Source organism: Halalkalibacter oceani (assembly GCF_040544555.1).
Classification (GTDB): Bacteria; Bacillota; Bacilli; order Bacillales; family Bacillaceae_D; genus Halalkalibacter; species Halalkalibacter oceani.
This window is the reverse complement of sequence record NZ_JBEPKD010000039.1, coordinates 1-20,169: the sequence shown is the minus strand read 5'-3', so window position 1 is coordinate 20,169 and position 20,169 is coordinate 1. Positions and strand designations below refer to the sequence as shown.

General features: G+C 47.1%; 20 protein-coding genes and 2 pseudogenes. 10 read left to right on the top strand and 12 right to left on the bottom strand.

Annotated features, from left to right (window positions below; all coding sequences use genetic code 11):
* Positions 1–118: 118 nt before the first annotated feature.
* From proC to proB, 3 genes are read right to left on the bottom strand one after another with little or no spacing between them, the layout of a single operon-like run.
* A complete protein-coding gene (proC, locus tag ABMB67_RS22315) occupies positions 119–946 on the bottom strand; it encodes a pyrroline-5-carboxylate reductase (protein ID WP_354573355.1) in 828 nt (275 codons plus the stop codon).
* A gap of 9 nt (positions 947–955) precedes the next feature.
* On the bottom strand, positions 956–2,203 hold the full coding sequence (locus ABMB67_RS22310) for a glutamate-5-semialdehyde dehydrogenase (protein ID WP_354573354.1): 1,248 nt from the start codon (positions 2,201–2,203) through the stop codon (positions 956–958).
* Positions 2,200–3,321 (bottom strand): glutamate 5-kinase, encoded by a 1,122-nt coding sequence (gene proB / locus ABMB67_RS22305; protein ID WP_354573353.1) that lies wholly within the window; start codon positions 3,319–3,321, stop codon positions 2,200–2,202. The genes ABMB67_RS22310 and proB overlap by 4 nt, the downstream gene beginning before the upstream one ends.
* A 429-nt stretch (positions 3,322–3,750) precedes the next feature.
* Here proB and ABMB67_RS22300 point away from each other — a divergent pair, with 429 nt between their 5' ends.
* Together ABMB67_RS22300 and ABMB67_RS22295 are read left to right on the top strand one after the other, a co-directional pair.
* A complete protein-coding gene (locus ABMB67_RS22300; RefSeq protein ID WP_354573352.1) occupies positions 3,751–4,536 on the top strand; it encodes an SDR family NAD(P)-dependent oxidoreductase in 786 nt (261 codons plus the stop codon).
* Between the two features lie 13 nt (positions 4,537–4,549).
* A complete protein-coding gene (locus tag ABMB67_RS22295) occupies positions 4,550–4,738 on the top strand; it encodes a hypothetical protein (RefSeq protein ID WP_251223645.1) in 189 nt (62 codons plus the stop codon).
* On the opposite strand, the gene ABMB67_RS22290 is transcribed toward ABMB67_RS22295, so the two are convergent.
* Positions 4,726–4,935, bottom strand: a complete 210-nt coding sequence (locus ABMB67_RS22290) for a YqzH family protein (protein ID WP_251223644.1) — start codon at positions 4,933–4,935, stop codon at positions 4,726–4,728. The two genes, ABMB67_RS22295 and ABMB67_RS22290, sit on opposite strands and share 13 nt — an antisense overlap.
* Before the next feature lie 206 nt (positions 4,936–5,141).
* Between ABMB67_RS22290 and asnB the strand changes: the two genes are divergently transcribed.
* From asnB to ABMB67_RS22270, 4 genes are all read left to right on the top strand, one after another.
* Positions 5,142–6,989 (top strand): asparagine synthase (glutamine-hydrolyzing), encoded by a 1,848-nt coding sequence (asnB, locus tag ABMB67_RS22285; RefSeq protein WP_251223643.1) that lies wholly within the window; start codon positions 5,142–5,144, stop codon positions 6,987–6,989.
* A gap of 366 nt (positions 6,990–7,355) precedes the next feature.
* Positions 7,356–7,532 (top strand): hypothetical protein, encoded by a 177-nt coding sequence (locus tag ABMB67_RS22280; protein ID WP_251223642.1) that lies wholly within the window; start codon positions 7,356–7,358, stop codon positions 7,530–7,532.
* Positions 7,533–7,661: 129 nt separating this feature from the next.
* On the top strand, positions 7,662–8,423 hold the full coding sequence (locus ABMB67_RS22275; RefSeq protein ID WP_251223641.1) for an SDR family NAD(P)-dependent oxidoreductase: 762 nt from the start codon (positions 7,662–7,664) through the stop codon (positions 8,421–8,423).
* A gap of 49 nt (positions 8,424–8,472) precedes the next feature.
* Positions 8,473–8,877, top strand: coding sequence for a DUF6157 family protein (locus ABMB67_RS22270; protein WP_251223640.1), 405 nt, complete (start codon positions 8,473–8,475; stop codon positions 8,875–8,877).
* A gap of 100 nt (positions 8,878–8,977) precedes the next feature.
* Here ABMB67_RS22270 and ABMB67_RS22265 read toward each other — a convergent pair whose 3' ends face one another.
* The 3 genes from ABMB67_RS22265 to ABMB67_RS22255 form a co-directional block, all read right to left on the bottom strand.
* Positions 8,978–9,601, bottom strand: a complete 624-nt coding sequence (locus tag ABMB67_RS22265; protein ID WP_354573351.1) for a copper amine oxidase N-terminal domain-containing protein — start codon at positions 9,599–9,601, stop codon at positions 8,978–8,980.
* A 156-nt stretch (positions 9,602–9,757) separates the two neighbouring features.
* Positions 9,758–10,240 (bottom strand): hypothetical protein, encoded by a 483-nt coding sequence (locus ABMB67_RS22260; protein WP_251223707.1) that lies wholly within the window; start codon positions 10,238–10,240, stop codon positions 9,758–9,760.
* A gap of 231 nt (positions 10,241–10,471) precedes the next feature.
* On the bottom strand, positions 10,472–11,746 hold the full coding sequence (locus ABMB67_RS22255; protein ID WP_354573349.1) for an ATP-binding protein: 1,275 nt from the start codon (positions 11,744–11,746) through the stop codon (positions 10,472–10,474).
* Between the two features lie 202 nt (positions 11,747–11,948).
* Between ABMB67_RS22255 and ABMB67_RS22250 the strand changes: the two are divergent.
* Both ABMB67_RS22250 and ABMB67_RS22245 read left to right on the top strand, forming a co-directional pair.
* Positions 11,949–14,721 (top strand): annotated as a pseudogene (locus tag ABMB67_RS22250) (NTTRR-F1 domain).
* Positions 14,722–15,154: 433 nt separating this feature from the next.
* Positions 15,155–15,676, top strand: a complete 522-nt coding sequence (locus ABMB67_RS22245) for a DinB family protein (RefSeq protein ID WP_354573348.1) — start codon at positions 15,155–15,157, stop codon at positions 15,674–15,676.
* Positions 15,677–15,805: 129 nt separating this feature from the next.
* Here the strand turns inward: ABMB67_RS22245 and ABMB67_RS22240 are convergent, their stop codons facing one another.
* The 3 genes and pseudogenes from ABMB67_RS22240 to ABMB67_RS22230 form a co-directional block, all read right to left on the bottom strand.
* Positions 15,806–15,946 carry a hypothetical protein gene (locus tag ABMB67_RS22240; RefSeq protein ID WP_251223635.1) on the bottom strand — a complete coding sequence of 47 codons (141 nt, stop codon included), beginning with the start codon at positions 15,944–15,946 and terminating at the stop codon, positions 15,806–15,808.
* Positions 15,947–16,681: 735 nt separating this feature from the next.
* A pseudogene (locus ABMB67_RS22235) lies at positions 16,682–16,888 on the bottom strand (redoxin domain-containing protein); the annotation flags it as partial.
* Positions 16,889–17,020: 132 nt separating this feature from the next.
* On the bottom strand, positions 17,021–17,212 hold the full coding sequence (locus ABMB67_RS22230; protein WP_251223634.1) for a hypothetical protein: 192 nt from the start codon (positions 17,210–17,212) through the stop codon (positions 17,021–17,023).
* Between the two features lie 138 nt (positions 17,213–17,350).
* Between ABMB67_RS22230 and ABMB67_RS22225 the strand changes: the two genes are divergently transcribed.
* Together ABMB67_RS22225 and ABMB67_RS22220 are read left to right on the top strand one after the other, a co-directional pair.
* Positions 17,351–17,677 carry a hypothetical protein gene (locus ABMB67_RS22225; protein ID WP_354573347.1) on the top strand — a complete coding sequence of 109 codons (327 nt, stop codon included), beginning with the start codon at positions 17,351–17,353 and terminating at the stop codon, positions 17,675–17,677.
* A gap of 26 nt (positions 17,678–17,703) precedes the next feature.
* Positions 17,704–17,826, top strand: coding sequence for a hypothetical protein (locus tag ABMB67_RS22220; RefSeq protein WP_354573345.1), 123 nt, complete (start codon positions 17,704–17,706; stop codon positions 17,824–17,826).
* 78 nt (positions 17,827–17,904) lie between these two features.
* Here ABMB67_RS22220 and ABMB67_RS22215 read toward each other — a convergent pair whose 3' ends face one another.
* Together ABMB67_RS22215 and ABMB67_RS22210 are read right to left on the bottom strand one after the other, a co-directional pair.
* Complete coding sequence (locus ABMB67_RS22215) at positions 17,905–19,389, bottom strand: potassium/proton antiporter (RefSeq protein WP_354573344.1); 1,485 nt, start codon at positions 19,387–19,389, stop codon at positions 17,905–17,907.
* Between the two features lie 56 nt (positions 19,390–19,445).
* Positions 19,446–19,994 carry a tyrosine-type recombinase/integrase gene (locus ABMB67_RS22210; RefSeq protein WP_251223631.1) on the bottom strand — a complete coding sequence of 183 codons (549 nt, stop codon included), beginning with the start codon at positions 19,992–19,994 and terminating at the stop codon, positions 19,446–19,448.
* Positions 19,995–20,169 lie beyond the last annotated feature (175 nt).

The window sequence follows — 20,169 nt, the reverse complement described above, 5'->3', positions numbered from 1 at the left end:
GATTAAACGGCTTAAGTCCAATTGAATTCCGGACTCAAGCCGCCTAACGTCTTTTTCTTATTTCCACTGTCTACTTGACAGGGGGCAGTTCAAAAAACACCTTTTGTCCCACGCCTCTTTAATTATGAAAGACGACGCCTAATTCCTTGGAACGGGCAATCGCTTGGGCAATTGCTTTTTCCATCACGTCCTGCATATGATATTCACGCAAAACTCCGATTCCGGCTTCTGTCGTCCCATTCGGGCTCATCACTTCTTCATAAAGTTCCTTGGCGGATTTTTCCGTTTTTTGCAGACGTTGGCCGACTCCGATAACGGTCTGGGTAATCAACGCGGACGCTTCTTCCTTTGTTAGTCCGTTGTCGACCGCCGCTTTTTCCATTGCTTCAATCAGATAATAGAAGTAGGCAGGGCCACTTCCGGCAAGACCGGTTACAGCATCGAGCTTCTCCTCCTCGACGACGGTGACCGTGCCAATCGCCGCAAATAAAGCCTCGACCACTTGAAGCTGCTCGTCATTCGCGTAGGCGCCTTTGCTAATCGCGGTAGCCGATGCGCCGACCTTCGCCGACGTATTTGGCATTGTGCGGATCACACTGGCTTTTCCTTTCAGCAGGCTTTCCATATAGTCTGTCGGAATCCCGGCGAGTACGGAGACGAACAGTTGATCCGGGCGAGTCACCGTTTGAACCTCTTCAAGCGCTTCTTTCACATGCTTCGGCTTCATCGCCAAAATAATAATGTCGGCGCGTCTGACGGCTTCCATTCGGTTGGATGTTGTGTTTACGTCGTAAGTGCCGGCGAGCCGGGTAAGCTTTTGCTGATCCTGAAAGTTTGTGACAATAATTTGCTCAGGCTTGACGATTTGTTTGCTGATCAGGCCGCCAAGAATCGCCTCCGCCATCGAACCGGCGCCAAGAAATGTGATCGTTTTTTGTTCGAGCATGTCTGTCACCTAGCCTTTCACCTGACCATTCCCGCGAACAAGATACTTCGTTGACGTCAGCGCTTCAAGTCCCATTGGACCGCGGGCATGTAATTTCTGGGTGCTGATCCCGATTTCGGCTCCGAAACCGAACTCGAAACCATCGGTAAAGCGGGTGGAGGCGTTATGGTAAACGGCGGCCGCGTCGACTTCATTAAGGAAGAGGGCAACGTTGGTAGCATCCTCACTAATGATCGCTTCGGAGTGCTTCGTCCCATACTGATAAATATGGGCAATCGCTTCCTCGCAGCTGTTGACAATCTTCAAGGCGACATTCAAATCGTTAAATTCGGTTTCCCAATCCTCTTCACTGGCAGGGGTGATCCGGCTGTCAAAGGCCTGAGCCTGTTTGTCGCCGGCAATCGTGACGTTTTTCTCAAAGAGTGCTTCGAGCAGCTCTTTTCCATGCTCAGCTGCCCACTGCTTTTCAACTAAAATGGTCTCAATCGCATTACAAACGGACGGTCTTTGCGTTTTCGCATTGACGGCAACGGAAATCGCCATTTCCGGCCGGGCGCTGCGGTCGATAAACAGATGGCAATTGCCGGTTCCTGTTTCCAGCACAGGGACAGAGGCGTTTTTAATAACAGACTGGATTAATGACGCCCCTCCACGCGGGATAAGCACATCCAAATACTCATTTAAAGTAAACATCTCTGACGCTGTTTCACGGCTCGTATCTTCAAGAAGCTGGATCGCCTCAATTGGAAGACCGGCTTTTTCTAAAGCGCGCTGCAGCACGGCAACGAGCGCGATATTGGAGTGAATCGCCGAAGAGCTTCCCCGCAGGAGGACGGCGTTGCCGGTTTTTAAGCAAAGGCTTGACGCATCAACTGTCACATTTGGACGTGCCTCGTAAATCATGCCGATGACACCGAGTGGCACCCGGACTTTTTCAATGTGCAAGCCGTTCGGCCGCGTGTGGGTGCTCAGGCTTTCGCCAATTGGATCAGGAAGCTCCACGACCTGTTTCAGCCCAGTCGCCATCTCATCGAGACGCTGCGCTGTCAAGGTAAGGCGATCCAGTAAGCTCGCACTCGTTCCGTTAGCTCGTGCTGTTTCAAGATCCTTGGCATTTTCCGCCAGTAAATAATCCTTTTCGGCAAGCAGCTGTTCAGCCATTACGAGCAATGCCTGATTTTTTTGTTCGGTTGTGTTTTGACTTAATGTACGCGCGCATTCTTTTGCTGCTTTTGCTTTTGTAAGAAGTTCACTCATCGCTTCATCATCTCCTTTTTTAACGGTACCCACTCATCACGGTGAATGACGACTGGATGCTTGTATCGACTTTCTTTATCCTTTTGACACTCCGCCCGGAACTTTTCCAGCTCATGAACCGTCATGCTCGCTTTTCCCTTGCCGAGCAGCTTGTCATCTTCCCCGTACACTTCAATCACATCGCCGACGGAAAAGCTCCCTTCTACGTTCGTAATGCCTACGGGCAAAAGGCTCTTGCCGCGCGTTAACAGGGCGGCTTCGGCGCCTTGATCGACGGTAATCTTGGCGATCGAGCGTGAATGGAGGGCAATCCACTGTTTAGTCGTCGGCATGACCGGCTCGTGCAGGAAGGTTCCGATATAGGTGCCGTCTCCTTTACCGGCAAGAATGTCGAGAAAGGTGTCACTCGAATCCGCTTTGCCGATAAAAACATTGACGCCGAGCGACAGGGCGGTTTGCGCCGCACTGACCTTTGATTTCATTCCACCGGTCCCGACCTTGGAGGTTGATTCCCCGGCAAGAGCAATCAGCTCATCAGTCAATGCCGGCAAATAATGAATTTTCTTAGCGTTCGGATCCAGCTTCGGATTGGCATCATACAAGCCATTGACATCCGTCAGCATAGAAAGCGTGTTGGCGTGGATCATGCCGCTGACGAGGGCCGACAGCATGTCGTTATCCCCGAAGGTCAGTTCGGCAATTGAAATTGAATCATTTTCATTGATGATCGGAATGGCGCCGCGCTTCAGCAATTCATTTAATGTGGAATAGGCGTTGCTGTAACGGGACTGATCGGCGAAATCCTCGCGCGTTAATAATAGCTGGGCGGGAATAAGCTCATACTTGGAAAATTGCTCGATATACGCCTGCATCAACAGCGCCTGACCGACGGCCGCCGCCGCCTGCTTGCCGGCAATTGTCACCGGACGGGTCGGGTAGCCGATGGCTGAGAAGCCGGCTGCCACTGCACCGGAGGAAATGACGACCACTTCATGGCCGGCCTGCTTCAGTTTGGCGACGGCCTCGACAAACATCGAAACCTTTTTCAGGCTGAGAGCTCCTGCCTTTGTCGTTAATGAACTGCTGCCAATCTTCACGACGACACGTTGCCTGCTCATCTTGCTCACCTCGTTTCTAGCTCAATTCTTGAACAAATGAAAAATAAAAAAGCTCCTTCGTCCTGAAAAAGGACGGAAGAGCTTCATCCGCGGTACCACCTTTGTTGACATTATTCATGTCCACTTTACACCCGTATCGTGGGGAACGGCCAGCGTTTTCCGACTTGGACAGCCGGGCTGACAGGCTCTGGAGCAGGTTCAATATCGTCAGCGGTGATGACCTTTGCAGCCGATGAGGTCACTCTCTGTTCACATGAGCAATATTTACTAATCTCTTTCAACGCCACATGATATTATCATTTATTATAAAAGCAAGACGAGCTGTCAGTCAACTACAATCTATTCCTTTCATCATTAAATAAGGATCTGAATAGCAGTCTAACTCAATTTCCAGTAAGATGAACTTAAACGAAGTAACAGGAGGCGACAATGAAGACGAAGAGAGAAACGATTTGGATTACAGGGGCGTCAAGTGGACTTGGACGGGAGCTGGCCCTTGCGGCAGCGAGACGCGGGGCGCATGTTGTCCTGCTGGCAAGAAATGAAAAACGGCTGAATGAAGTGAAAGCAGAGGTTGAAGCCCTCGGCGGAAGCGCGGATGCTTTCCCTCTTGATGTAAGTGACCTGTCAACAACAGAGACGCGAATTCCGCATATAATGAAAGAGGTCGGCGGAATTGATGTCCTGATTAACAATGCCGGCTTCGGAAAGTTTGCTGAATTAACCGATACCCCGGTTGAAACGATCGAGGAAATGTTTGCCGTCAATGTGACCGGATTAATTACGTTCACGAAGGCAGTGCTTCCTTTTATGCTGGAAGCGAACCGCGGTCATATTATCAATATCGCCTCGCAGGCCGGCAAGCTGGCGACAGCGAAAGCGAGCGTCTACGCAGCCACCAAACATGCCGTTCTCGGCTTTACGAATGCGATGCGTCTAGAGCTGAGCGAGACGAATATTAAGGTTAGCGCGGTCAATCCGGGACCGATCAAGACGCCTTTTTTTACCCGGGCTGATGAGCATGGCAGCTATCTCGCCAAAATAGACAAATGGATTCTGAAGCCGGAGGAAGTAGCGAAAGCGACGCTTCAGCTCCTTGATAAACCAAAGCGCGAGCGCAATTTGCCGGGCTGGATGAATTGGGGAGCGGTCGCCTACCAGCTGATGCCTGGTTTTATCGAGAAGATCGCCGGCAAGCAATTCAGGCAAAAATAAAGGAGGCCCGTGGATGAAGAACCGCTTTCATTGTTGTGCAACCTGTATTCATTTTGCCGCCGAAAAAAAGGAGAAAGGCGGCATGGCGTACCGCTGTGTCCGGCTCGGCTATGAGACAAAACCGTCCTACACGTTTACATGCTGGGAGCCGACGGCAAAGGTCAAACGATTAATGAAAAAAGAAGGGATTTACTCCTCCTGATCAGCAAAAAAACGATAGACGACATCATGCACCACCTCGTGCAGCTCCATTTCCGGCTCTGCTTCAAGCTTTTGTTGCATCCCGTGCAGGAGCTGTGCCTCTTCCTCTTCCGTCAACGGCAAATCCATTTCACTATTTGTATACGTTCTGGCGACAGCCTGTATTTGCTTTTTAAAAAATGCGCTATCCGGCTTCATCTGGCGTCAATCCCTTTCCTTTCGCCTCTTTTTCTTTCTCCATCATAAATCGATCAAAGCTGCTCAATCAAGCAAAAGAAGAAACTGCGGACATTTCACATCCATTCAAGCTGCTGAATAGGATAGCTTATGGGTATTGAGCCTAGCAGGGGTGAATAAAGTAGTGGAGACAGAATGAGAAACTTCCCAAAAGGGGCTGATAATACATGTGTGGAATAACAGGGTGGATTGATTGGCGACATGATTTGCGAAAGGAGGAAAAGGAAATAACGAAAATGGCGAAAACATTAGGGCGACGGGGGCCGGATGACCAAAATATATGGACCTCCCCGCACGCTGCTTTCGGCCATGCTCGACTGATTGTTGTTGATCCGGAGGGCGGCGTTCAGCCGATGACCCGGACGTATCGCAATAAAACATATACAATTGTCTACAATGGTGAGCTCTACAATACAGAGGATCTCCGCAAAGAGCTGCTGGCACACGGGCATACGTTCAACGGGCACTCTGATACGGAAGTTTTACTTACATCATTTATGGAATGGGGCTACCAGTCTTTAGAAAAGCTGAACGGAATTTTTGCTTTTGCGATTTGGAATGAGGAGGACCAGTCATTATTTTTGGCAAGAGACCGTTTAGGCGTGAAACCGTTGTTTTACACCGTCCGCCACGGATGCCTGCTGTTTGCCTCAGAACTGAAAGCTCTTCTCGCGCATCGGAATATTGATCCAGTTGTGAAAACGGAAGGGCTGGCGGATATCATTGGCTTAGCCCCGTCGCGAACCCCGGGCCACGGCATTTTTGATGACATTCATGAGCTGAGACCGGCTCATGCTTTGATTTATGACCGGAACGGCGCCACGATCAGCCGTTACTGGAAGCTGAAAAGCAAAAAGCATGAACATGATGTCGAGGAAACAGCTGTCTACATTCGCGAATTATTGGAGGATATTGTCGAACGCCAGCTGTTTGCTGATGTTCCTGTCGGCATGTTTTTATCAGGCGGAGTCGATTCAAGCGCCTTGACCGCGTTAGCCGCCAATGTTTATGCGAAGCAAGGAAAGGAACCGATTCGAAGCTATTCGATTGATTACGATGAAAATGACAAATACTTTAAGGCTTCAGCCTTTCAGCCAAACTCCGACGCGCAGTGGGTGCAAGTCGTCTCAGACGCGATTGGCACGAACCATGTCAACAAAGTGATTTCGATCGAAGAACTGACCAATCGCTTGAAGGAGGCTGTGTTAGTTCGTGACTTACCGGGAATGGCCGACATTGATTCCTCCTTGCTTTGGTTTTGTCATGAAATTAAAAAAGACGTCACAGTCGGCCTCTCCGGGGAATGCGCCGACGAAATCTTTGGCGGTTACCCATGGTTCCATAAGCCGGAAGTGATGAACATTGACGGCTTCCCGTGGATGCGTTCAATTGAAGATCGGGAAAATCTATTAAATGAGAAATGGAAGAAGAAGCTTGCCGTCAAGCAATATGTATATGACCGCTATAAGGAAACGATCCAGGAAACACCGAGATTTGAGGAAGATACTGCTGAAGAGGCGCGCCGCCGGGAGATCTCATACTTAAATATTATTTGGTTTATGACAAATCTATTAGATCGTAAAGACAGAATGAGTATGGGGGCCAGTCTGGAAGTACGCGTACCTTTTTCCGATCACCGGCTCGTTGAATATGTTTGGAATATTCCGTGGGAAATGAAGCGGCTCGATGGACGCGAAAAAGGCATCCTCCGCAAAGCATTGGAAGGATTGTTACCGCACGATGTGCTATACCGCAAAAAAAGTCCATATCCGAAAACCCATCACCCCCAATACACAGCCGCCGTCCAGCAGGAGATGAAAGCAATCCTCGCCCAAAAGGACGCGCCGCTATTCGAATTTATCAACAAAGCAGCCCTCCAGGAAATGGCCGACACCGGAGGCTTTCCAACCGGCAAGCCGTATTTCGGCCAACTCATGGCCGGCCCGCAGCTGCTGGCCCACTTTATTCAGATGGACTACTGGCTGAAAGAATACAACATTAAGATTAAAGAATAAAACGAGCCGGCGGGCAGAAAGAATTCCTTCTTTCTGCCCGCCGGCTGTTATAGCAAGAAATATAAAATTCCGAAAAAGGAAACAACTGGTTTTTATGGTATAATGAAAGAGCAATAGAATAAGCCCCTCAAGGGAGGTCTATCAGTAACTCACGGGCCAGTCCCTTAAGGGAGACTCTATTGGATGACCGTTGGCGCACCAGCGGTCTTTTTTAAGTTATTCAAAAATATACCTTTCTTACACAGTAAAAGTATATCAACTTTTAAGAGGCAGTTCAATTAGCACTAAAGGTTACTTACGTAGCTTCATTTGTTTCATAAATATGGTAAAGTGGGGGTAAGAGGAATAAAGAAAAGGGTGATCTTTGTGCTGGAGTTTCTGTTTGTATTGCTTGTTTTGTTCGTGATTATCATGCTCATCGTTCAGAGTTTGATTGACCGGGCGATGAAACATTTTAAGGTAGAAAATGAATTGAAAATCAAGGAATTGGAATATGAAATTGAAAAATTGAGACAAATGATAAGTCAAAAGGAGAACTTATGAAGCAGATTGAGCGAATATCAACTTTGCTGTGCCTTCCGAGCCGGCTGTGCCATTGATTCTGTTTTTCTAGTAATGCTATAGTAGCAATAGGAATGAATGCGCTTTCTTTATGAAGAGGAGGAATAAATGATGGACGTTCGGTTTGATCAAAAGGTGATTGTAGTGACGGGGGCAAGTACGGGCATTGGAGCCGCTATTGCCAGAGGCTTTGGGGAAGCGGGAGGAAAGGTAGTGGTTAATTATCGGAAAAGTGCTAAAGAAGCGGAAGACGTTGTAGCGAGCATTCATAAGGCGGGAGGAGAGGCGATTTCCGTAAAGGCTGATGTATCGAAGGCCGAGGAAGTCGATCAGCTTTTTCAAAAAACAATCGACGCGTATGGAGGATTGGATATCCTCGTTAATAATGCCGGGGCTCTGATGCAGCGTACGCCGATCGAGGAGATGCCTGAGGAACTGTGGGACCTCTTATATAGCGTCAATATAAAGTCTGTTTTTCTCTGTTCGAAAAAAGCGATTCCACTTTTAAAGCAGAGGGGAAAGGGGAAGATCATCAACGTCTCCTCATTAGCGGCAAAAACCGGGGGCGGGGGAGGTTCAGTTGGGTATGCCTCAACGAAGGGCGCGATCGCGACTTTTACAAAAGGTCTGGCAAAGGAGCTCGCCGCGGATCGAATTTTGGTCAATGCGATTGCCCCGGGGATCATTACGACTCCTCTACATGAACTGTCTACCCCAGAGAAGCTGCGGGCGCAGCTTAATGCCGGCATTCCGTTAGGGCGGGAGGGTGCGCCTGAGGAGTGTGCGGGAGCTGTTTTGTTTTTATGCTCAAATTCAGCGGATTATATTACCGGGGAAACCATTGAGGTCAATGGCGGAATTTTAATGGATTAGAGTAGTGCAAGGAAGAAAGCGGCTTAACCTATGAGACAGGAGGGAATGCATGAGCTACATCAATACGTTTATTACCGTTTCCGAAGACGCCACGGTTACTTCGGCTATTGTTCCTCTTCCACGGAATAACAAGCCTACGATTGCCTCAATTGAATATGAGTTAATCAGCCAACATCCTTACGAATATACAGAAGCGGATGTGCAGTTTAAAACGTATTTGCTCAAAAACCAAATCGGAGAGCGGGATTTGCAGCAAGTGAGGGAACAGTTTTTTGAGAAGCCTAAAGCTTGTTTCAGAGCTTCTCCATTGGTGAAGCAGTATGGATGGGGGATTCATTACGATGACGAAGGGAAAATCGCTTTATATGAAATAGGGAGCGAAGCATATGAGGAATTTCTCGATGGTTCATCTACTATCACGATTCTGAAAGGGATGCGATCGAAGAGGAAATAAAAAGACGATGGAGCAGGTAATAGCTTGTAGGCTCATCTGTGGCAAAGAAGGCTGTCTAAAAAGGGAAACAGGCCCTTTTTAGACAATCTGCCTGAATAGTTTACTTAGTAATCTTGACGGATTTTGAAGCGCTGTCCCACTTGACATTGGCGCCAAGTGATTCGCTAATAAAACGTAATGGAACCATTGTCGCGCCATTTGTGATCTCGGCCGGATGAGTCAGATCGACGGAGCCGGTGACGCCGTTTTCTGTTATGTACCCTTTTTTGTTTCCTACACTTAAGGTGATTTTTCGTTTATCTTTAGTTCCCGTTACTTTTTTCGCGCGGTTATCCCACTGGACACTTGCGCCTAATGCTTCAAAAATCGGTCTCATTGGTACGAGAGTAGTTCCGTCTTTAATATAAGCACTTTGCTGGAAGTTTTGTTTTGTCCCGTTAATATAGACGTCCGTCTTTACATATTCCGGCTTTTTTGGAGCTGGTGCAGGCTTCTTGGCTGGCGGAAGTGAAGATGATGTAGGTGATGACGGTGATTTACTGCTGCTGCCGCCTCCATTATGATAATGATATTCTCCTGTTTTCAAGCCCCACTTTGCACAGTTTGTCCGGCACGTATGACCGCCATTGGCATCTGTCCGTCCCGGATGGGCGCCGGCCAGTGAAGGCGCCATCATCAATAATACTAAGAACAAGCTGAGAACTGCTAAAATCGTCTTTTTCATCCTTAATCCCCTCTCAAGAAAGTTGAAAAGCTTCTACATTATATATAATTTCCTAGTACGATTAAACTATTTTGACAAAAGAACTGATCGTTCGACAAGAATATGCAAGAGGGGAATGGAAGCGTTCGGAAAGCCCTCAAATAAAAAAATCCAGGCTTACTCACTGGATTTAAGATCGCTTCCTTTCGATGTATTTGGTTGTTCAAAGAGGGTCTGAAATCCGTAATTCAGGAGAGCCAATGTATAAAATATAAGGAAAATGATGGTAGAGTTAAATTTTTTAAACTTATAATGTTCTATTTTTTGAAATAGAGCATTTAAAGGAAAGGCAAAAATAAGATCCATGATTAAATTACAGACGGCATATAGTGAGAATTTCCCGTATGTAAAATGAAACACCCACATATTGATCGTAAAAAACGGTCCGAATATAAAGGCGAGGGCATCAAATACCATGTATTTCACGCCGCCTTTTACAGTCCACCATTTGAAAATCAGGTTTAAAAGTGCCTGAATTAACAGCAAACTTGAACAAAATAACGTTACTGGCAAATATCGTTTGAAGGAATGCTTCGGGAGAAAACGTATGACAATAGCCCATAGCACAATTGCGTTAAAGATTCTGAAAAAACTCGCCATCACATGCACCCTCCTAGTAAAGTTTCTTTATTCTTAGGATTGGTTAATTCCTGAAAAATATGTAACGTAAATTGAAGGAGTGAAGAAATCGCTGGGAGCGAGCAATTTTCTTTATGAAGGGGATAAAGAAGGGTGGGAAGGCAGCAGGAAGTGCCGGCGCTTCCTGCTGCTTTTGCGGTGTTTATGTGAAAAATTTGTAATATGCCTATCAACGGGGCAGGGGGAGCTATTTTATTGATGGATGGGCAGGGATATGGTGAAACATGTGCCTTCATCGGGTTGGCTTTCGACATGAATTTCTCCGCGCATGGCCTTCACAATGCTGTAGACGACCATTGTACCAAGACCGGTTCCTTTCTCTTTTGTTGAATAAAAAGGTGTTCCAAGTCGCTTAAGCTGTTGCTCGTCCATTCCGATACCTGAATCCTTAATGCTGATGACGGCCTTGTTGCTTCTTTTTTCAAGCGTAATGATAATATGTCCGTTGTCTTCAATCGACTCAATTCCGTTTTTAATAATATTGATTAAACATTGGTGGAGCTTTTCGCTTTCTCCGGTAATGTAAATATCGTTTTCTTTAATAACTTCAATCTGAACATTGTTCATCATGGCATAAGGGGTAACGACTTGCAGAATATAGGCCAGCTCTTTGTTGACATCTAAAATTTGCAGATTATCAAGGGATGGTTTGGCAAAGGTGAGATAATCAGTGATTGTTTGTTCAGCTCTTTCCAATTCATCTAATGAAAGCTTGATATACTGCTCTTTCTTCTCTGCGGTTAAGTCAGGATCCCGCAACAATTGAATAAAACCTTTTGTAACAGTCAGCGGATTTCGGACCTCGTGAGAAATACTTGCGGCGATTTCACTCACTGTTTTCAGCTTTTCAAGCTTACGCATCTCTTTAGTAAACGCGATCGCCAGCCGTGCTTTTTCAATGAACACAACAAAGAGAGTCGTTGTCACAATATGCACAACAAATAAGGCAATGAGAAAGCTGTAATACCGTGAGCCGGTCAGCTCGGGAAAAAGCCCCAGCACGACTAGCGCTAAAATACAGACGCCGAGACAGGAAGTGAATAAAGCAAGGTAAACCCGTTTTTTTACGCTGATCAGATTTTTAAACTTTGGAATAATCAGCAGTAAGCATAGCAGCAATACGCTGTTTACAAGGAAGGCTCCATACGCGCCAACCCCGTCCATCGTAAAACGGAAGGTAATGAGAATAAGGAATAAAAAAATGGCTACTCTGCGCCCGCCGTATAAAGCTCCAAGTATAAATGGCACTTGACGCAAATCAAAAAAATGATCTGGATTCAGCTTAATCGGGAAGGTCATGCAAAGAATGATCGCCAGCCCCGATAGAAGGGTCATTAAAAGCTCATGAGTAAAGTAGCGCCATTGTTTTCGTGCAGCTTCAACGATCCGCAAATAAACAAAATAAAAGACAAAAATAATAAAAACATTTAATAGAAACGTTTCAATATCATGAATAATCAGCTTCAAGGTCAGGACTCCTGTTTTTAAGTAATCATTCTCTCCTTCATCATAATCGCAACTATCAGAAAATTCAATTTGCAGAATTGAGATCGGCAGTGCAAGAGGGGAAAGGGAGAAAAAATTTTTTCACTTAAGAGTAGGTACATGCAGTAGCGTAACCATGGTTCTCTACATAAAATATGGCATCTCATTCTAAGTGGGGGACGAAATGATTACCAATGAAATTATAAATGGAGGTTTTGAGACAGGGACTTTGAATCCATGGCAGGCATTAAATACGATAATCACTTCTCAATACAGGCATACGGGCAGGTTTGCCGCTTTTTTAAGAGGAGGGATTGCGAATGCCTTCTTATATCAATTTGTTTCAGTTGAGCCGGGGCAGACCTATAAGTTTGCTTGTTCGGTGAGCAAAATAGGCAGGATGCCAGGCCCAGGCTTAACGGTCACAATCAATTTTTATGATTCATCCTTCCAATTTTTAGACTATGGTTTGGTTACAACAGTACCTCTCAACAACATCCCGGAGCTTGAAACAAATAATTGGTTTCAGGCTTATGCAACGAGTTCGTCCGCGCCTTTAGACACAGCTTATGCCTTAGTTCTTATCAATAAAATATCCGGAACAAACACAGCGCCGATCGTTATAGATGATATTTCTCTCATAAGCGTACCTGTTTCCGGAACCCAAGGTCCAACTGGCCCGGCCGGTCCAACAGGAGTGACGGGCGCTACCGGGGCAACGGGTCCAATCGGAATCACCGGAGCAACCGGTCCTGCCGGAGTAACAGGCCCTACTGGTATTACAGGAGCAACAGGCCCAACAGGTGCTACTGGCCCAACCGGGGCTACTGGAGTCACTGGATCGACAGGAATCACGGGCCCAACAGGAGTCACCGGAGCAACGGGGTCGACCGGTGCAACCGGAGTGACAGGAGCAACAGGGGTCACTGGAGCAACCGGTCCTGCCGGAGCAACCGGCCCTACGGGATCTACTGGAGTCACTGGCCCGACCGGAGCAACCGGTATTACGGGTCCAATAGGAATTACAGGAGCCACCGGATCAACTGGCGCTACCGGCCCAACCGGTCCAACCGGAGCTACTGGCATTACTGGAGTAACAGGCCCGACAGGAGCAACGGGAGTCACAGGCATCACGGGAGCCACGGGATCTACAGGCCCGACCGGAGCAACAGGTCCTGCTGGAGTAACAGGAACTACCGGCTCGACCGGCCCGACCGGGGCAACAGGGTCTACAGGAGTAACAGGTCCAACCGGAGCAACAGGTCCTGCTGGAGTAACAGGAAGTACTGGCCCGACTGGCCCAACCGGGTCTACGGGCGTTACTGGAGCCCCCGGTCCAACGGGAGCCACTGGCTCGACTGGAGCAACCGGTGTTACGGGTCCAACAGGAGTGACAGGAGCAACAGGAATCACCGGCCCAACGGGAGCCACGGGCCCAGCAGGTGCTACTGGAGTGACGGGGGCTACCGGAATTACGGGCGCGACAGGAGCCACTGGGCCAACAGGTGCTACCGGTCCAACCGGAGTGACAGGAGCAACAGGAATCACAGGCCCAACGGGAGCAACCGGTCCTACGGGTATTACAGGAGCCACCGGCCCAACAGGGATCAGCGGAGTAACCGGTCCAACGGGAGCCACGGGTCCAACCGGTTCAACTGGCCTCACGGGTATTACAGGAGCCCCCGGAGCGACTGGACCTACAGGGATCACCGGCGTCACTGGTCCAACAGGTCCAACAGGTCCAACTGGCCTCACAGGAGTCACTGGCCCAACAGGAGCCACAGGGGTAACAGGAGCAACAGGGGCACCTGGCCCAACAGGAGTAACGGGCCCGACCGGGGCAACAGGAGCAACAGGGGCCCCTGGCCCGACAGGAATCATGGGCCCAACAGGAGTCACCGGAGCAACGGGGTCGACCGGTCCAACCGGGGCCCCCGGCCTCACGGGAGTCACTGGTCCAACCGGAGTGACGGGAGCAACAGGTCCTGCCGGAGCTACTGGAGTCACGGGGTCAACTGGTGCCACTGGTGTTACAGGAGCAACGGGCCCAACTGGAGCAACAGGCTCAACCGGGGCTACCGGAATCACTGGAGCCACAGGCCCTACGGGTATTACAGGAGCTCCCGGAGTGACTGGACCTACAGGGATCACCGGCGTTACTGGACCAATGGGGTCGACAGGTGCCACGGGTTCAACCGGGGCGATCGGAGTGACGGGGGAAACCGGAAGTACAGGAGCCACTGGGCCAACAGGTGCTACAGGAACTACAGGTCCGACAGGTGCTACAGGAACTACAGGTCCGACAGGTCCAACCGGGGTAACAGGAGCTACTGGAGCCACGGGCCCAACAGGAGCTACTGGACCTACCGGCGTCACCGAGGGCAACTGGCGCCACTGGTGTTACAGGAGCAACCGGCCCAACAGGGATCACTGGAGTAACCGGAGCAACCGGAGTGACGGGAGCAACAGGAATCACCGGCCCAACCGGAGTGACAGGAGCCACTGGCTCGACCGGAGCCACCGGCCCAACCGGACCACCGGGCCCAACAGGCATTCAACCAGCTTTGTTCTATGCTGAAGAAGATGGTCCTGTCGCTGTATATCCACCGCTTGATACGGAGGTGACAGTTCTTACGCAACCGGCAATGGATGTCACCGCAGGTCAACCAGTCAAAGTAGATTCAGCTCTTTCGATTGAGGCGATTACGACAGCTGATGCAGTCCTGGAGTTTGAAGTGCGGTGCTATCGGAATGATGTTCTCGTTCAGACTCGGGTGGTACAACGAAGTTTAACGGCCGCAGGCACACAAAGTTTTCCGGTAGCTGTAACGTTTGTAGATCCAGTAACAGAAACGGGTTCGATTGTGTATGATGTACGGGTGATTTTCACGACGGCTGATAACGTTACATCCGCTACGGCGGTTAACTGTGATATTAACGCGATTCGATTCGGCTAGGAAAGAAGAGAGTCGCCGTGAATCTAAAATAAAAAGGACGAGGATAAAAGCAAAGTTTAAATATGAAACAAGACAGCTGCGCCGTTGCTCATAAAGTGAGCGGAGGAAAGAAATCAAGTCTCTGCTCACTTTTCAAACAATGATGAAGCCTCCCTTCGCTGGTTCGGGGATATTAATTCACGACCTCTTTATTCCGGCGCCACACTTTCGTTCACAGCTTCAAGCCTGGGACAATGGGTAAAACAACCTCTGTCTCGGGCTTGAAATGTTTTTACCGGCTGACGTAAGCTGGACGGCCAGGTACGGAAAGAACTGTGTGGTCTGACTGCGTTGTGCTAAAATGAATAGCAAGGAACAGAGGTTGTTCGCCCTTTAAGCAGCAAGGACAATATCTCTTTTAGTTAGGGTACATTTACATGAAGGGAGCAGATTGATGAATTTTACACTGGAAGAGGCAATGGAAGTGCTTGAGCGTACGCCGCGAACGTTAGAGTGTTTTTTAGATGGATTGTCAGATGGCTGGCTGCAATGCAATGAGGGGGAAGGAACCTGGAATGTGACGGAAGTGGTTCGCCACCTCACTGAAGCTGAGAAGAATAATTGGATGCCCCGTTTGATGTTTATTCTGGCAGAAGGAGAGAATAAGCCCTTTCCGGAATTTGACCGCTACTCACATTTGCACGTAGAAAAAAAGTCGATAAAAGAAGAGTTAGCTGAATTTAAAAGATGCCGAAGAGAAAATGTAGCAAAGCTTAAAGCACTTGTAGAGGCGGGGCTGCCCCTTGAAAAAAAAGGAGGACATCCGGCTTTTGGAGTTGTTAAGCTAAGGGAGCTGCTGGCGACATGGGTTGTTCATGACTTAACCCATATTTCGCAAATGACCCGTGTCATGGCGAAACGCTACAAGGAGGATGTAGGTCCTTGGGAAGAATATTTAGGAATCCTCCAAAAGTAAGATAGAAAAAGGGTAATCAAATATCTGTTCCTATTTTTATGAAAGGGCTTTATTTTCTTCAAATCAGATTATTTCACTACTTGCCAAATAAAAAAAGAAATAAGAGCCTCTTTCTTTTTTCAAAGTTGTTTAATGCTCGATAATTTCGCTTAAAAATAAGATGTCGTTATGAATTTGCTTCTTGAGAGCTTCGTCCTCGCACTTTTGATATTCATTTAACAATAAATAAAATTCTTTAATAAAAATAATCATTTCCTCGTTAGAGATCATACTGTCTCCTTTCTTCCTGCTTCAAAGGACTGAATCATTAATAATAGGTATTTAGATAAGGGTATATGGATTGATACCCGCTTTTTTTAAAAGTATGCATCATTTTTCGTACGAAAATCCCAGTTTATTTTTTTGAAAGGTATTTATTTAATAGCGTCACATACAATGACGACGATTGCGGTTTCCTTGTAGGGCTCTCAGGTTCCTTGCCTGAGCCTGTTTTCTGTTTCAATTTATATGAGACAGACACAGAAAAAATAAGCAGACGATACACACATGAAAAAAGAAGCACCTTCCGAGGTTAAACTAGTTTCGGCACAAATCTGCCCTTAGGATTATTATACGATAAGAAAGCCTGTTTGGCATACGAGATTTCTCTTCAATATGGAATCGTCGTTGTTTTGATGGACCGTGCTCAATCCAGCTTGAAAACAGGATGCAAACAGACACATTCTTAAGACCTCTTACCTTTGGCATGATCACGGTATTCCAGCATCCCACCTTCTTTTATTTTTGGAATTATTGAAATTAAGGATTAAAGGAGGGGGGATTGTCTATTCATCAAAATACGGGTTTTCGCAAGAAGTAGGAAATATCGACTCTTGCTTGCTTGTCTGTTTGTCCTTTTCTTTATTAAAAATCGGACGATGGCCAAAGAGGAAAACGCGGTTGAAGCCGAAATGGCAGCAGCGGCGGACAAAAAAGCTGCATTTTCAAGCGTTATCTCATTTCTCTTCAATAAAAAAGGGTGCTAATCGCCAGCACTTCGGTGTTAAGTTTTTCGAATTCAGGTAAATAGCTGTTCATTACTTTAATTTCCGTCGGACAAACGATAGAAAAATCATGCGGATAAAAAAACAAAATCAGCCATTTTCCGCGATAGCCTTCCAGCGTGGCAGGGATCGGCAGGCTTGATAAAGTGGAGACCGTATCCACTTTGAAATCTGGAGCTTTTTAACCAATATTTAACATGAGAAACATCCTTTCGACTAGCCATTTTTTACTAGTCTCGTATAAACGATATTTCTCCTTTCACAAACTAAATAGCTTCAGCGGCGGCTTGAGGTGGGTAATTTACAAATTTTCGTTCTGCTGTTTAATTTCTTCTCCGGTGATGGCGGCATTCGCTTTTTCCAGTTCTTTATGTGCGTCGACGGAATCGCCGGGGATGTTTTTTCTGTTCGGAAGAGAATCGTCGGTTTGGATCGTCACCTGCTCTTTAGCGTCAGCGGAGTTCCCATATTGCTCTGTCACTGTTCTTTTCATCGTCATCCCTCCTTTGTTTTTAGGATGTGTCGAAGAGGAAGAGTTTATCCAACCAAAAGCTGCCACGAAAATGTGGTAGATTGCTTCGGGGAAGTTGTTTATAATGAAAGAAAAACTGCGGGAGGGGGAAGAGGTAAGATGTTCGGAAAAGGATTGCTCGTAATTAGTCTGCTTCTGTCTGCTCTTTTTGCGCCTTTGCCCGCCTCCATTCAAGATGTGACGGACAAGCAGGACCTGCCCTTCCTGTATTTGACGGCAGATATTGATCCTTCCTGTGATCTGAGCTCCCCGTCTCCGCCGCTAAAAAAGAAAAAGCTTGAAGAATCAACGTTGCAAAGCGGAGAACAACAGGTATTGCCGGATGGCGATTGGTTCAGCTCCGCGATTCAACTGATAAAAACAAAAGCGTTGCTGCTGACGGTTAAATTTCAAAGTACGTTTATTTCCTCCTTGTTTCTGCGATAGAAACGAAATGAAGGGGGAAACATGTCATGAATAACAATAACAACTTTCATATCAAGGAATCTCTTATCGGCTTAGCCTTTGGGATCGTGATGATGATTGTCGTGTTTGCTTTTATTCACTTTGTCGTCGGCATTAAAGCATTTTCTTAAGCTTAATGCTAAAAAGAGCTTGAGCCAAAACTAGGATGTGACAAAAGGTAAAACCAACCTTTTGGCACATCCTCTTTTTTAATCCAGCATCGGCTCTTTGTCCGCGAACAATGTTTTTACTGCCTGCTTGCTCTGCTTGGCGACAAGCACGTAGAGAATATCGCCTGCCTGCAAACGAGTATCGCCCGCCGGAGTAATTAAATCTCCCTGCCGGATAATAGCGTTGACGAGCACATCCTTTGGAAAGGCAATCTCGGCCAGTGACTGATTCGCGACTATATTATTCTCGCTGATTTCAATTTCGATGATTTCCGCATTGGCTTTGCCGATCGAGACTAGCTCAAGCGAATGCAAAGGCGTTTGCTTCTGTGTGCCGGTCAAATGCAGCTTTTCTGCAAAATAGGAAATCGTCGACCCTTGAATAAGCGCGGAAGTTAAGACGACGAAAAAGATGACGTTAAAAAACAGCTGACTGTTCTCAAGTCCGGCAATCATCGGAAACGTCGCCAGGACGATTGGCACCGCTCCCCGTAAACCGGCCCAGGCAAGGAAGGTGCGTTCTTTGACTGAGAAGCCCATTCCAATCGTCGAAAGAAAAACGGCAATTGGCCGGGCGACAAGCATTAACAGCAAAGATAAAACAACTCCGCGAATAATAATATCCCAATCGAACAGCTGCGTTGGAAAAACAAGGAGACCGAGGATGACAAACATTAAAATTTGCATCATCCAGGCAAATCCTTCATTAAAGCGGAAAATCGAATGACGATAAGTCAAATCTGAATTTCCGATAACAAGGGCGGCAATATAAACCGCAAGTAAACCGCTTGCCCCGATAAGAGCCGTAACACTGTATGTTAAAAGAGCAAAAGCTAAAGCAAACACCGGATACAATCCACTCGAGTCGAGGTTGATTCGATTGATCGCAAGTGAAGCGATTTTTCCAAGTGCAAAGCCAAACACGATTCCCAAGCCCATTTGCCAAAAGAAGGAACCGAGCATAAAGAGGTAATTCGGCTGATCGGAAACCAACAATTCAATAAAGGAAATGGTGAGGAAGACAGCCATTGGATCGTTCGTTCCTGATTCAGCTTCCAACGTTGAGCCAAGACGTTTGCGAATATTCTTTCCTTTCAGCACGGCAAAAACCGCCGCCGCATCGGTGGAACCAACAATCGCGCCAAAAAGAAAGGCCTCCAGCCACGATACATCCAAAATGAATTTAGCGGCAACGGCTACGCCGGAAGAAGTTAAAATAACGCCGATTGTTGCGAGAGATAAGGAAGGGGCGGCAACGCGTTTTATCGTTGACCACTTCGTCTGCAAGCCCCCTTCAAATAGAATAATGACTAAGGCGAGTATACCGATCAGCTGGGCGTACGTCGGGTTATCAAAATAAATAAATCCGAGGCCGTCACTGCCGGCAAGCATACCGACGAGCAAGAAAAGAACGAGCGCGGGAACTCCTAATCGCGTTGAGAATTTGGCAGTAATTACGCCTGCCACGAGCAACAGTCCGGCCAGTAAAATAAAGTAATCAATAGAAAAGGCTTGATTCATCATGATAGTGGTCTCCACTCCTTTATTTGTTCTGTCTCTATCTGCGTGTAAAAGAGGAATTATAAATCGACGTCTATTTCTGGGGGTCGGTTATCTTCAGATGTTACGCCAATGTAGTCCAAGGTCGTTGTACGGGTTTTATGTTTAAAGCGTTTTTGTAAAAAGGAGATTGCGATACCGCGGCGGTAAGCATGATAGCCGAAGGTTTTCCGCAATGTATGGGTACCGATTTTTCCCGGGATGCCTACTTGCTGAGCCGCCTGAGAAATAATGCGGTACGCCTGCTGCCTTGAAATCGGCTTGCCTGTTTTGACAGAAGCAAATAAATAATCGTCCGTCCGTTTCATTTCAGCGAGATGATACTCGATTGCTCTCTTAACATTGGTATTCAGATAAATCGCTTCATCGATGGAAGGAACAATAAGAAAATCACGTATCCTGTCTTGGGCCAGCACATCTTTTCTGGTGAGATGAAGCAGCTGGTTAATGCGAAGTCCTGTATTAATCCCGATGACAAATAGTAAATAATCACGGGAAGAACGCTCTTTTAATAGCTGTTTAATTTGATTGATTTGTTCGATCTTTCGGATCGGGTCCACATATTCCATTCATAAACCTCTGTTGAAATGTGACATATAAACAGTTTAACACATAGTTAAGTAACATTCATAATCATTTGACTTCATAAAAAACATACTAAGATTAGTGGGTAAGGTCATCGACGGGTGATCGTACCCACTATTTCTTTTTTAAGTTATAGTGAGGAGTGAAAGAAAGCCCGAA